The 12,890-nt window shown below is 65.4% G+C and carries 11 protein-coding genes; 5 read left to right on the plus strand and 6 right to left on the minus strand.

All coding sequences use genetic code 11. From position 1 onward, the window contains the following. The first annotated feature begins 91 nt into the window (after positions 1-91). Positions 92-1,582: a MocR-like pyridoxine biosynthesis transcription factor PdxR gene (gene pdxR, locus K0P03_RS10735; protein ID WP_272789563.1), complete on the plus strand. Its 1,491-nt coding sequence runs from the start codon at positions 92-94 to the stop codon at positions 1,580-1,582. A gap of 71 nt (positions 1,583-1,653) precedes the next feature. Here the strand turns inward: pdxR and K0P03_RS10740 are convergent, their stop codons facing one another. The 4 genes from K0P03_RS10740 to K0P03_RS10755 all read right to left on the minus strand — a co-directional run bounded on the left by K0P03_RS10740 (position 1,654) and on the right by K0P03_RS10755 (position 5,836). Beyond that, a complete protein-coding gene (locus K0P03_RS10740) occupies positions 1,654-2,730 on the minus strand; it encodes an ABC transporter ATP-binding protein (protein WP_272789564.1) in 1,077 nt (358 codons plus the stop codon). 27 nt (positions 2,731-2,757) lie between these two features. Then, entirely contained in the window at positions 2,758-3,579 is an 822-nt protein-coding gene (locus tag K0P03_RS10745) for a carbohydrate ABC transporter permease (protein ID WP_024271533.1), read from the minus strand. Beyond that, a complete protein-coding gene (locus tag K0P03_RS10750) occupies positions 3,576-4,439 on the minus strand; it encodes a carbohydrate ABC transporter permease (protein ID WP_023516777.1) in 864 nt (287 codons plus the stop codon). Before K0P03_RS10750 ends, K0P03_RS10745 begins: the two co-directional genes overlap by 4 nt. 65 nt (positions 4,440-4,504) lie before the next feature. Continuing rightward, positions 4,505-5,836, minus strand: coding sequence for an ABC transporter substrate-binding protein (locus K0P03_RS10755; protein ID WP_165909318.1), 1,332 nt, complete (start codon positions 5,834-5,836; stop codon positions 4,505-4,507). 212 nt (positions 5,837-6,048) lie between these two features. On the opposite strand from K0P03_RS10755, the gene K0P03_RS10760 reads away from it, so the two are divergent. From K0P03_RS10760 to K0P03_RS10775, 4 genes are all read left to right on the plus strand, one after another. Next, positions 6,049-7,647 carry a GMC family oxidoreductase gene (locus K0P03_RS10760; protein ID WP_272789565.1) on the plus strand — a complete coding sequence of 533 codons (1,599 nt, stop codon included), beginning with the start codon at positions 6,049-6,051 and terminating at the stop codon, positions 7,645-7,647. 92 nt (positions 7,648-7,739) lie between these two features. Then, positions 7,740-8,498, plus strand: coding sequence for a GntR family transcriptional regulator (locus K0P03_RS10765; RefSeq protein ID WP_272789566.1), 759 nt, complete (start codon positions 7,740-7,742; stop codon positions 8,496-8,498). Positions 8,499-8,506: 8 nt separating this feature from the next. Next, positions 8,507-9,475 (plus strand): ROK family protein, encoded by a 969-nt coding sequence (locus K0P03_RS10770; protein WP_272789567.1) that lies wholly within the window; start codon positions 8,507-8,509, stop codon positions 9,473-9,475. Between the two features lie 10 nt (positions 9,476-9,485). Then, the gene (locus K0P03_RS10775) at positions 9,486-10,544 is read left to right on the plus strand and encodes an SIS domain-containing protein (RefSeq protein WP_272789568.1); all 1,059 of its coding nucleotides are present in this window, start codon (positions 9,486-9,488) and stop codon (positions 10,542-10,544) included. Between the two features lie 88 nt (positions 10,545-10,632). Here K0P03_RS10775 and K0P03_RS10780 read toward each other — a convergent pair whose 3' ends face one another. Both K0P03_RS10780 and K0P03_RS10785 read right to left on the minus strand, forming a co-directional pair. Then, positions 10,633-11,898, minus strand: a complete 1,266-nt coding sequence (locus K0P03_RS10780; RefSeq protein WP_272790472.1) for a class II D-tagatose-bisphosphate aldolase, non-catalytic subunit — start codon at positions 11,896-11,898, stop codon at positions 10,633-10,635. After that, the gene (locus tag K0P03_RS10785) at positions 11,898-12,875 is read right to left on the minus strand and encodes a tagatose kinase (protein ID WP_272789569.1); all 978 of its coding nucleotides are present in this window, start codon (positions 12,873-12,875) and stop codon (positions 11,898-11,900) included. The genes K0P03_RS10780 and K0P03_RS10785 overlap by 1 nt, the downstream gene beginning before the upstream one ends. Positions 12,876-12,890: the final 15 nt, after the last annotated feature.

Here is a 12,890-nt window from a genome sequence, read left to right on the forward strand (position 1 = left end):
ACGCGACGGCGCATGGCCGACGAAGGGCTTGACATCTAGCCGGCAAATGGCCGGATTATCCCATCCATTTCGTCAAGAAGGCTCAGACCAATTGTTCAAGCATTCCCAACTGGAAACCGTAAAGGCCTGGCTTGCCCAGCCCGCCCATGCGGCCCTGCCGCTTCACGCGCGGATCCAGCGGGCGATCCGGCAGTTGATTCTCGACGGCGCACTTGGCGCGGGAAAGCCCCTGCCCGCCTCGCGGGCGCTTGCCGGGTCGCTCGGTGTCTCGCGCGACACTGTCGAGGCGGCCTACGCCCAGCTTCACGCCGAGGGCTTCATCGAGCGCCGGGTCGGCAGCGGCAGCTTCGTATCCGAGATGACCGAGTTCTCGCCACCGCGCCGGCCCGCACCGCGCGACCGGCGGGTGCGCAAACAGGCGCCCGCCCTCAGCAAGCGCGGCGAAGCCATGTTCCGCAGCGGCGGCGTTCGCGAACCGCTCGCACCGAGACCTTTCGCACCCGGCGTGCCGGAGACGCGCACATTACCGCTGCATCTGTGGGAACGCCTCGAGCGGCAGGTGTTGAAGGAGGTCGGCACCGGCGCGCTGCTTCACGGCGATCCGCAGGGAACCGAACCGTTGCGACGCGCCATTGCCGACTACATCAACCTCGAGCGCGGTGCCCGCGCCACAGCCGACCGGGTGCTGGTTCTCACCAGTTCGCAACAGGCCCTGACGCTGTGCGCGACGATGCTCTTCGATCCCGGGGACCGCATTTTCATCGAAGACCCGGCTTATTATGGCGCGCGCAGGGCCTTCGAAGCAGCGGCACTCGACTGCGTGCCCGTCCGCCTCGATCGCCAGGGGCTGATGGCCGAACAGATCATGGCCGAGCCCCGGGGTGCCAAGGCTGTCTTCCTGACGCCCTCCCACCAGTTCCCGACGGGCGCCACGCTGGCGCTCGACCGCCGCCTCGCCCTCATCGAATGGGCGGCCCGCCACGAGGGCTGGATCATCGAGGACGACTATGACAGCGAGTTTCACTATGCCGGCAAACCGACCGCCTGCGTGCAGGGCCTCGATCCGCACGAGCGGACCATCTATATCGGCACCTTCACCAAATCGCTCTTTCCGGGCCTGAGGATCGGCTATGCACTGCTGCCGCCCGCGCTCGTGCAGCCGATGACCGTCGCGCGCACCTTGCTCGACGGGCATTCGGCGCCGCTTGCGCAGCTGACGCTCGCCCGCTTCATGGAAGGTGGGCATTTTGGTGCGCATGTCCGCACGATGCGCAGCGTCTATGCCGCACGCCTGGAGGTGCTGGTCGGTCTCGTTCGGACACATCTGTCCGAGTTCGTGGAACCGCGCGTTCCCATCGGCGGCCTGCAGATGCCGTGCGTGCTGACCGGCAACCTCTCCGAACATGCCGCTGTCGAGGCAGCCCGCCGGACCGGTATCGAGTTGCTGGGCCTGTCGTCGCTTCACGCAGGCGGCCATGGCAAGGCGGGCTTCCTGATGGGCTTTGCCGCCTATACGCCGGCGGAGATGGACGTCGCAGTCCGGAAACTCGCCCAGGCGTTTCGCACGGTGGTGAATTCGTAACCCCACAGGCGAGCACTGCCGGCACCCCGATGACAACCACTCGCGGTGACCGGGCGGTTGATGGCGCGTCGCTACCCCTCTATCTCGACCCGCCCGCCCGTCGCGCGGTCGAAGAGGTGCAGCTTGTCCGTTGCAAAATGCGCATCGACACGCTCGCCAACCGCATGGCTGACCCCATCGGGCGTACGGGCGATGATGCGGCCTTCCGGGGTGGACAGGAACCAGAGTTTTTCGTGCCCGAGGTTTTCGACGCCCTCGACCGTGCCGGTGATGGACGCCCCCTCGCCCGCGCCAAGGCGAACGTGTTCCGGGCGGACACCGACGGTCAGTACGGCGGGAAGATGGCGCGCGCCGGGAAGGGTCAGACCGCCGATACGGATGTCGCCGCCGTCCGCCCGGCCCTCGAAGAAATTCATCGGCGGCGAGCCGATGAACTTGGCGACGAAAAGGTTGGCGGGGCGATGATAGACCTCTTCCGGCGTGCCGAACTGCATGAGGTTCGAACGACCCGCCTGCTTCAGCGGGGCGAGAACGGCGATGCGGTCGCCCATCGTCATCGCCTCGACCTGGTCGTGGGTCACGTAGATCATGGTTGAGCCGAGCTCGCGGTGCAGCTTGCTCAGCTCGTGGCGCATGGCAGCACGGAATTCGGCGTCGAGATTGGAGAGCGGCTCGTCGAACAGGAAGACCGCGGGCTTGCGCACGATGGCGCGGGCGAGCGCCACGCGCTGGCGCTGGCCGCCGGAAAGCGCGCCCGGCCGCTTGTGCAGGTGATCCTGAAGACCGACCATGCGCGCCACCTCCGCCACGCTCGCCGCGATCTTGTCCTTCGCCTCGCCGCGCAGCCGCATGCCGAAGGAGATGTTGTCGGCAACCGACATATGCGGGAAGAGCGCATAGTTCTGGAACACCATGGCGACGTCGCGCCGGGCCGGATCGACCTCGTTGACGACGCGGCCGCCGATGGAGATGTTGCCGGAGCGGCCCTCCTCCAGCCCGGCGATCAGGCGCAGCGTCGTCGACTTGCCGCAGCCGGAGGGGCCGACGAAGACGACGAACTCGCCCGATTTGATGTCGAGATCGAGATTGCGCACGACATCGACGGAGCCGTAGGAGATATCGATGCCTTCCAGGGAAACGGCGGACATGGCTTTTTTCCTTGATTGATCGGGGGCTTACTTGACCGCGCCGAGGCTGAGACCCTGGACGATGCGCCGTTGCGCCAGAATGGCGAACAGAGCCATGGGCAGGATGATGATGATGGAGGCAGCCGACATCGCGCCCCAGTCAATGGAGGCGTAGCCACGGAAACCGGCGACGGCGAGCGTCACGGTCTGCGCCTTCTCGAAGGTCAGCGCGAGCGCGATGGTCAGCTCGTTCCACATCTTGATGGAATTGAGGATGACGGTGGCGGCGATGCCCGGTGCCGCGATCGGCACGTAGATCGTCCAGACGATGCGCAACGTGCTCGCGCCCTCCAGCCGCGCCGCTTCGGCAAGCGCTTCGGGAATATCGGCGAAGAAGGCGCGCAGCAGCCAGATCGTGAAGGGCAGCGTGAAGACCTGGTAGATCAGCGCCAGGCCGATCACCGTGTCGTAGAGCCCGATGGACTGGAACAGCACATAGATCGGCACGATGAACAGGAATTCCGGCAGCATGTAGGAAACGAGCAGCCAAATCAGGATCGTACGGCGTCCCGGCACATGCTTCTTGTTGAGATAATAGGCGGCCGGAATGCCGGCGGCGAGAGCCAGCACGTTGCCGATGGCGCAGACGATCAAGCTATTGAGGAACGCGCCGGAAAAACCCGTCGAGAACCACGCCTTGACGAAATTCTCCCAGACCGGCGTGAAGAACCAGACCGGCGGCATGGCGAAGGCGTCGACCTGCGTCTTCAGCGCGATGGTCAGGATCCAGAAGATCGGAAACAGCGAGACGGCGACGGCGAGGACGGCGACCGCATAGGGCCAGAGGGCGCGGCGGGTGGAAGCGCTCATGCCTTTTCTCCTTCATCGGTGTCGATCATCAGGTAGATGATGCAAAGCGTCAGGATGATCAGCGAGAAGACGACGGCGATGGCCGCGGACTCGCCGAACTTGTAGGACTTGAAGGCCGTCTGGTAGGCGAGTGTCTGCACGCTTTCGGTGGCCCTGAGCGGCCCGCCGCCGGTCGTGCCGAAAATGATGTCGAAGACTTTCAGCGTGTCGATGGTGCGGAAGATGACAATGGTGATCAGCACCGGTTTGAGCATCGGCAACGTGACGTGGCGGAAGGTCTGGAAGGGTGTCGCCCCCTCCAGCCGCGCTGCCTCGAAGGGCTCGGCCGGCAGGCTTTTCAGCGCAGAGGACAGAATGATGAAGGTGAAGGCCGTCTGCCACCAGGTGTCGATCATGATGATCGAGGGCATGGCGGTCGGCACCGTGCCGAGCCAGGCGGGACCGGGAATGCCGACGAGCGACAGAAGGTAGTTGACGATGCCGAGCGTCGGATCGAGCATGACCTTCCAGATCAGCGACACGGCGATGCCAGAAACCATCAGCGGCAGGATCATCAGCGTGCGGATCAGGCCCGCGCCGATGCGGATACGGTTGATGGCGAGCGCCAGGCCGAGGCCGAGCAGGGTCTCGATGACCACGGCGAAGACAGCGAAATAGAAGGTGTTGAACAGCGCCTTCGAGAAGCCGCTGCCCGACAGGATACGCACGAAATTCCGCAGCCCGACGAATTTCGCCTCCGAACCCCAGTTCCATTGGAGCAGCGAGAGATAGCCGGCATAGACGACCGGGTAGAGCGTTCCGGCGGCCAGAAGCACGAGGGCCGGCGCGATCAGCCAGCGGATATGTTTGTCTCGGCGCATGGTCGATACGATCCTGCTTTCGGGAAAAATGGGGCCGGACAGGCCGGCCCCGCGGGAGAAACGGTCTATTCGAGCGTGTCCTGAACGTTGGTCTGGAGTTCGGCCACCGCATCCTCCGGCGACGTACCCTGGTAGATCTGGTGGATGGCGTCGACGATCATGAGCACGACGTCGTTCCAGCCCTGGCGGAACACCGAGGTGGGGCGGGTGTGCTGCATCTGAGTCTTCACGGCCGCGACATAGCCGGCATCAAGTGCCTTGACGTAGTCGGCATCAGCCCATGCGGAATCGCGCGGCGCACCGCCTGTCGCCACACCCAGCGCCGCCGTCATCTTCTTGTTCGTCGCCCATTGCACGAAGAGCCAGGCGGCATCCTTCTTCGGCGAGTTCTTGGCGATGGAAATGCCCCAGGACCAATGGCCGCTATAGCCGATATCACCCGTCGAGGCCGGCAGCGGCGCATAGCCGACCTTGCCCGCGATGGCCGAGGTTTTCGCATCCTCGAAGCTCGGACCGAAGACCGAGGCATCGACGAAGAAGGCGGCATTGCCCTGCGAGAAGAAGCGGCTGGCATCCTCCCAGCCATAGGACAAAGCACTCGGCGGACCAGCCTTCAGGAGGCCGGCATAGTAGGAAAGGCCCTTGGCGATGCGCGGATCGTCGAAGCGCGGCTTCGACCAGTCTCCATCGAACCAGATGTTGTAGGGAAGGTCGGCCGGCTCGTTGCCCCATGCGTCGAGCACGATACCCGTCATCGTATCGACCAGTTCGGCCGAGCGCTTGCCGCGCATCGAGGCGCCGAAAATCTTGCCCTCGCCCTTGGCGCTGATCTCGTTCGCAGCGGCGATCAATTCGTCCATCGTCGCCGGCACCTTGCCGCCGAGATATGTGTCGACCAGCGCCTTGTTGTAGAAGAGCGTATAGGCCTCGAACGAGATCGGGATCGCATAGAGCTGCGGATCGGGCTTGCCGACCGGGAAAGACGCACCGGCGCGAAAACCTTCTGGGTAGTCGGCGAGATTGTAGTCGGCATCCGTCTTGGCGGCATCGTTCAGATAGGGCGTCAGCGGCTCGACGACACCGGCTTCCCATTGCGTATAGAGCGCCGAGTCCATCTGGATCATGTAGACGTCGGCAACGGAATTGGCCGAGCGGACGGCAAGGTTCATGCGGTCCGAATAAAGGTCCTCCGCAAAGGCATCGATCTTCACCTTGATGCCGGTCTCCGCCTCGAATTCCCCGACATGCTTGCGCAGCTCGGCTGTCCACGGGTGCTCGCTGAGCAGCACCGTGATTTCCTTGCCGGACTGCTGCTTCCAGTCGATGGCGTGAGCGCTGGTGGACAGCGTGAAGGCGACGGAGGCGGCCGTCAGCGCGAGAAATGCCCTTCGTTTCATGATCATGCTCCCGGTTGGTTTTGATCCCCACGCAGTAAGTTGTTCACTTGACAACTTGTTACTACATGTTAAAGACCAGCTAACACAGGCTTGAAGCCCTGTCTAGTGCCCGAGCAGACGCATCGAACGGCGGAAAGCCCACCATCGATGGATTTGCCAGCGGACGAGAACGGTCAGACTATCCGGCGACAGGCCGAGACGAAGAGGATGCGATGCGCAAGAGCCCCCAGGAATTCGACTATGTCATCGTCGGCGCCGGTTCGGCGGGCTGCGTGCTGGCCAACCGGCTGAGCGCCGACCCGGCCGTTTCCGTCTGCCTCGTCGAGGCTGGGCCAAGCGACCGCAGCCTCTTCATCCGGATGCCCGCGGCGCTGACCTTCCCCATCGAAAGCGACCGCTACAACTGGAAATTCGAAAGCGAGCCGGAGCCGGAACTGCATGGCCGCAGCATCGGTCAGGCGCGCGGACGCGGCCTCGGCGGCAGCTCCTCGATCAACGGCATGGTTTTCGTGCGCGGCGCGAAAGAGGACTACAACGGCTGGCGCGAACTCGGCGTCGATGGCTGGGATTTCGAGGATTGCCTGCCCTTCTTCAAGAGGCTGGAAAACTTCGAGGGCGGCCGCGACCCGATGCGCGGTGGTGCAGGGCCCATCGATGTCGTGCGCAGCAAGGCCGACCACCCGCTCTACCGCACCTTCCTGAAGGCTGGGCAGGAGTTCGGCCTGCCCGATGCCGGCGACTATAACAGCGGCGCGCAAGACGGCGTCCACATCACCCAGGCGACCATCCGCGACGGCGTGCGCTGCAGCACCAGTCTCGCCTACCTCACCCCGGCAAAAAATCGCCCCAACCTCACCGTGATGACAGGCTGCCTCGTCGAAAAGATCCTTCTCGACGGCCGCACAGCGACGGGCGTCACGCTCTTGCAGCGCGGCGAGCGCAAGACGCTGCGCGCCGCCCGCGAAACCATCCTGTCGGCCGGCACGGTCGGCTCGCCGCATCTGCTGATGCTCTCCGGCATCGGCGACCGTGAGGCCCTGAAGGAGCACGGCATCGCCAGCGCCGCCCACCTGCCCGGCGTCGGGGCCGATCTACAGGACCATGTCGTTGCCCCGTTGCGTTTCACCTCGCCGGGCGGCGTCTCGATCCGCCGGCAGCTCAACATGCTCGGCCGGCTGAAGCTCGGCATCGAATGGCTTTTGTTCAAGCGCGGCCTCGGCGCGACCAATTTCTTCGAGGTCGGCGCTTTCTTCAAGAGCAGCGAGACCGTGCCCTATTTCAACATGCAGCACGAATTCCTGCCGTTCCTCGCCGATTTCCAATCCGGCAAGGTGACGATCTCCGATGGTTTCCAGTATTTCGTCAGCCAGATGCGGCCCTACAGCCGCGGCCGGATCGCGCTAAAATCCGCCGACCCCGCCACAAAACCCTCCATCCGCTTCAACTATCTCACCGACCGGCGCGACACGCTCGAAATGATCGACGGCATCCGCAAGACGCTGGACATGGCGCACCAGCCGTCCTGGGATCGTTATCGCGGCCAGCCGGTCGATACGCCCGGCCTCAAGGCTTCGGACGCCGAGATCGAAGGGTGGCTGCGCACCGTCGCCAACACCGAACACCACCCGACCAGCACCTGCCGCATGGGCGCGGACGACCATGCCGTCACCGACGCCGCCGGCCGGGTGCACGGGCTGGAAAAATTGCGCATCGTCGACGGCTCCATCCTGCCACGCGTGCCCTCCGCCAACATCAACGCCCCGATCATCATGGTCGCGGAAAAGATCGCCGCAACCATGACGCGGCGCTGACGGCGAAGGGAACATTCTCAAGGTGCGCTTGCCGACTTGTCTCGACATGTTAGAGACTGTTGGTTTGACCGCCTCACGAGAAAGGAAAACCGATGACCGAGACATGGCTGAAGAAGAAACCGATCCGCAAGAGCGGCGCTGTCCCGATGTATGCGCAGGTGGCCGAAATCCTCGACGGCGCGGTGAAGGCGCGCAACGGTGCGCATTTCGCCCTGCCCTCGGAAGGTGAACTGTCGCGGGAATTCGGCGTCTCCCGCGTCACCATCCGCCAGGCGCTTAAGCAGCTCGAAACCCGCGGCGTCATCTATAGCGAGCACGGCCGCGGCTACTTCAGCACCGCCTCGCGCATGAAGGGCGTCTCGGGCTTCCACAGTTTCACGACGGAAGTGCGCAAGCTTGGCGCCGAGCCCGGCTCTGTGGTCGTCGCCTTCGCGGAAGGACAGCCTCTGTCGCCCGCCTTCCGCAAGCATCTCCAGACCGAGAGCGAAAGCGGCCCGGATTTCCTCTTTCTGCGCCGGGTGCGCAGCATCGACGGCGATCCGGTGGCGCTGGAGGACGCATACCTGCCTGCCGCGCTCTATCCTTCGGCAACGCGGGCGATGTTCGAGGGTGCTTCGCTTTATGCCGAGATGGCATCGACCTGGGGCATCGTGCCCACCTGGACGGACGCGCTGTTCGAGCCGGCAGCGGCCACGGACGAAGAGGCCGCCCATCTGAAGATCGCGCCCGGCGCACCGGTTCTCACCGTCTGGCGTGTCACGGTCACCGATACGGACCAGGCCGTCGAATATGTGAAGTCCGTCTACAAGGGCGACGGCTTCATGCTGAACGTCAATCGATATCGCCTCTAGGAGCACCCGTGTCGCAACAGGATTTCGCAATCGGCATCGACATCGGCGGCGGCAGCACGAAGATCGGCCTCGTCTCGACTGGGGGCGAGATCATCGAGCGACGGCGCGTGGTCGTCGGCGATACCGACGATGCGGACACGATCGTCGCGCAGTATGCCGAAACGGTTCGCGACATCCTGGGCGCACATCCGGCGGCGAGGGTGCTGGGGATCGGCATCGGCTTCCCGGGCCGCATCCATCCGGACAACCTGTCCGGCGATCTCGGCAACATCCCTGCCCTCGACGACTTCCCGCTGGCCGAGCGGATCGGCGGGCTGTTTTCCCTTCCGGCACGGATGGAGAACGACGGAACCGCAGCCGGTCTTGCGGAAGCGATGTTCGGCAAGGATCGCGCTGCCCGCCGCCTTCTCCTGATCGCGGCAGGGACCGGCATCGGCGTTGCGCTCACCATCGACGGAAAGCCGTTCATCACGTCGGGCGGAGGCCTCGGCAATGCCGGGCAGCTCATCATCCACGGCAGCGACGGCCGCCCCTGCCGCCAGGGATGCGTCGGTTGCCTGGAATCGCTGGCGTCCGGCGACGCCCTGAACGGCATCGCGCGGCGCTATTGCGTCGAGGTGCCGGACAGTCCACTCGCCAGAAGAGCAAGTGACCACGGACGGGAGGCCGATGCGTCCGATGTCATCGCAACAGCGCTTGCCGGCGATGCGGCCGCAAAGGCGATGCTCTCGGATGTCGGGCGATGGCTCGGCCGCGGTGCGGCGACCTGGGCGCAGATCTTCGCGCCCGACGTCATTCTGCTCGGCGGCGGGTTGAGCGCGGCCGGCGACCTGCTGCTCGCCCCGCTGGAGCGGGAGGCGCGGCTCTCGGGCCTCGACCTCTATCTCGCACCGGTCCGTTTCGCGCTTGCCTCTCTCGGCAACGACGCCGGCATCATCGGTGCGGCAGCGCAGATCTTTCCCACCACCAAGCCATGATGGAGTTTCCGTGTCCCAGTCCTATCTCGACGAAATCGCCGAACAGCCGGCGGCAATCCGCAAGCTCGGCCGGCTCGTCACGCCCGACCTGATTGCCAAGGCCAAGGCGATCCGCACCGCGATCGACAACGGCGATGTGCGGCATGTCCTTCTCACCGGCATGGGCGGCTCCCTGTTCAGCGCCTACGGCACCTGGCTGCGGCTGAGCCAGGCACTGCCGGTCCCGGTCTCGCTCTGGGATACGTCCGAACTGATCCAGCAGGCGCCGGCGCTGCTGCGGGCCGGCACCATGGTCATCGCCATCTCGCAGTCGGGCGAAAGCGTCGAACTGCGCCGCATGACGGAACTGGACGCCGGCGTCACCGTCAAGGTTGCGATCACCAATCCCAGCGACAACACCCTCGCCCGCTGGGCCACGCTGGCGCTGGCGACGGAGGTCGGCCCCGAGCAGACCGTATCGACCAAGACCTATACCGCCGGCCTTGCCACCCTCTATATCCTGGAGCGCCTGCTGACCGGCGACGGCGACACCCTGGCAGCAGACATCGCCACGCTCGCCGATGCCGCCGAAACCCTGCTCTCCACCCTGCCCGCGCGGATGGGCGAAACGCTGGCCACGCTCGGTCACGACAGGCCGCTGACCTTCATCGGCCGCGGCGCAAGCTATGCCAGCGCCCAGATGGCCGCGCTGGTGACGGCTGAGGCCGCAAAAGCACCGACACAGGCACTGTCCGGCGGCCAGTTCCGACACGGTCCGCTGGAACTGGTGCGCGACGGGTTCCGCAGCCTGCTGTTCCTCGGCGGCGCCGGTGCGACGCTCGACCTCAACCTGAAGACCGTCGCCGACATCACCCGCTTCGGCGGCCGGTGCCTCGTCATCGCGCCGGAAGCCACGGCAGCGGCCGTTGCGGGGAACGAACCGGTCCTGTCCCTGCCCGATGTTGCGGAAGGGCTTCTGCCTGTGCTGGAAATCCTCCCCATCCAGCTTCTGATGGTCCCGATGGCCGTCGCGCGCGGCTTCGAGCCTGCAAAATTCCTCAACGGCTCGAAGATCACCGTCATCGAGTAGCAACGCGAACACCACCCCGGCCCAGAAGCCGGGGTGGCGTTTTCCATGCTGAAGAGCACGACGGGTTTCCTTGCGCCGGAAAATCGATCTATCGGTTGCCGGCGGCGGCGTAGGCGGCGAGCGTTTGCGCAATCCGCCAGATGACGACGGCCTCCGGGTCCAGCGGCCTGTCGGCGAACCGGCCCGCCGGAGACATGTGCTGCCAGAACAGCGGGAGCGGCACGGTGCGGTCCTTCAAGGCAGTAAACAGCCGCCCGACGGCGGCCCCCGCTTCCGGGGTCGCCCAGTAGTACCGAATGCGGTCGGAAAGCGAATAGTGCCGCAGCAGCCGCTCCTCCTTCACGCCATGATAGTGCCGGCACCAGTGCTCGGGGTGATGCAGCATGACGGCCTCCATGGCCGCCATGAGGGGGCGCTCCCCGTAGTCGGGGACCAGGTCCGACGCGATAGCATCCAGTGCATAGAGCGCTTCGCGAAGCACGAATGTCAGTTCCGGGCCGACCTTCAGAATGGGGAAGCCATCCTCGACAAGCGCGGCGAGCGAACCGGTTCCCTGGTAGTCGGTCGAATGCGCCTCGAAGACGAATTGCGGTTCCGCGTCGAGAACCTGCGCAAGCCCGGCGATCTTTGTCCGGTCGTAGAAGATCACATTGTGGTTGCCGAATTCGACGCCCGGCTGCACGACGAGGCCGATTGCACGCTCGAAGGCCGCCGACAGCCCGGCTTCGGTGAAGACCCGTCGATGGATTTCGATGGTCTTGCGGGCAGACACACCGTCCGTCGGCTCGATCAACGTCAGGGCGTGATCGGCGCCGCCCGGCGGCGGCACCTCCGTTCCGATGACATAGACAGGCATGGCGCCGCCGGCAGCAGCCGCACGCGCTTCCGCAACGGCGGCAAGCCGGCAGGCACGACGCGCCGTCGTTTCGTCATCCAGCGCCGCCGGCTCGCCGCGGCACCCCATGGAGGCATCGAGGTGGATCTTGCGGAAGCCGGCATCGACATAGGCCGCGACCATCGCCTCCGCCTCGGCCATCGCCTCTTCGGCCAGCCGCTCGCGCCATGGATTGGGGCCGAGATGATCCCCCCCGAGGACGATAAGCTCCCGTGGGCAGGCCTCCTCCACGGCCAGTTCGTGCACAAGGCGGGCAAAATCCGCCGGCCGCATGCCGGTATAGCCGCCCAGATGGTTGACCTGATTGCACGTCGCCTCGATCAGCACGGTACGTCCGGTCTTTGCGCCATGCCGCAGCGCCGCCCGCAGGACCAGCGGATGGGCCGAGCAGACCGATGTGACGCCCTTCGGCGTGCCCTGGCGCCGCAGCGCCGCAAGTTCCCCCAGCGCGACCCCCATCACGAATACCTCCCCGTCGAAGCGATGAAAGCGTCGAGTTCGTCCCGCGTTCCCGCGCCCTCCATCGGGCCGAGGCGGGTCACGTTGCGGGCACCTGCGGCGGCGGCATAGGTCAGGGCGTGTTGCGGCGTCAGGCCAAGGCGGCGGCCGGCGACATAGGCGCCGCCGAAACAATCGCCGGCACCCGTGGGATCGACCTCCTCGACCACGAAGGCCGGCACGTCGACCCGCGTTCCGTCACCGTTGAAATAGCTGGCCCCATCAGCGCCGCGCTTCAGGACGACCTCCTTCACGCCGCGCTCGAACAGGCGGCGAACCGCAGCCGTTTCGCCATCCACGCCGGCCGCCCGCTCCAGCTCTTCCCCCGACGGCAGGAGCAGATCGGCGGCGGAGACGAGGCGATCGAAACGGCGCTCGGTTTCCGCGTCGAGTTTCAGCTCCTTGCGGATGTTCGGATCGACGGACAACGTACCGCCACGGGCCTTGATGATATCGACCGCCTTGTCGATGACGGCAATGGCACTGGGCATCGACAGCGCCGAGCCCATGACGTGCAGGTGCCCGCCCCGCCCGACAAGGTCGCTCACAGGTACGCTCCATCCGAAACGCGCCGCGGCAGACCGCGCGATGTTGAACACGAAGTCGCGCGAGCCGTTGTCCCGATAGCGGACGAAGGCGCTGCCCGTCGGGAATTCGGGATCGATGGAAATGGCCGAGACATCGACGCCATCGTGCTTTAGGCGCTCGACGTTCACGCGCCCGAAATCGTCATCGCCCACGGCACCGATCATCGCGGCCTGGCCGCCGAAGCGCCCGCATTGGGAAATGAAGATCGCCGGAGCACCGCTGGCAAAGGGGCCGATCAGCGGCTGGGCCTCGACAAATCCCGTGCCGACCGTCGTCGCGACGATCTCGACAAGGATCTCGCCCACGCAGATCGTGGGGCCGAGCGCATCCGGTGCCAGTGCAGACGTCATGAGGGATACCTCGCT

Origin of the sequence: Shinella sp. HY16 (assembly GCF_028534175.1) — a bacterium.
GTDB lineage: Bacteria > Pseudomonadota > Alphaproteobacteria > Rhizobiales > Rhizobiaceae > Shinella.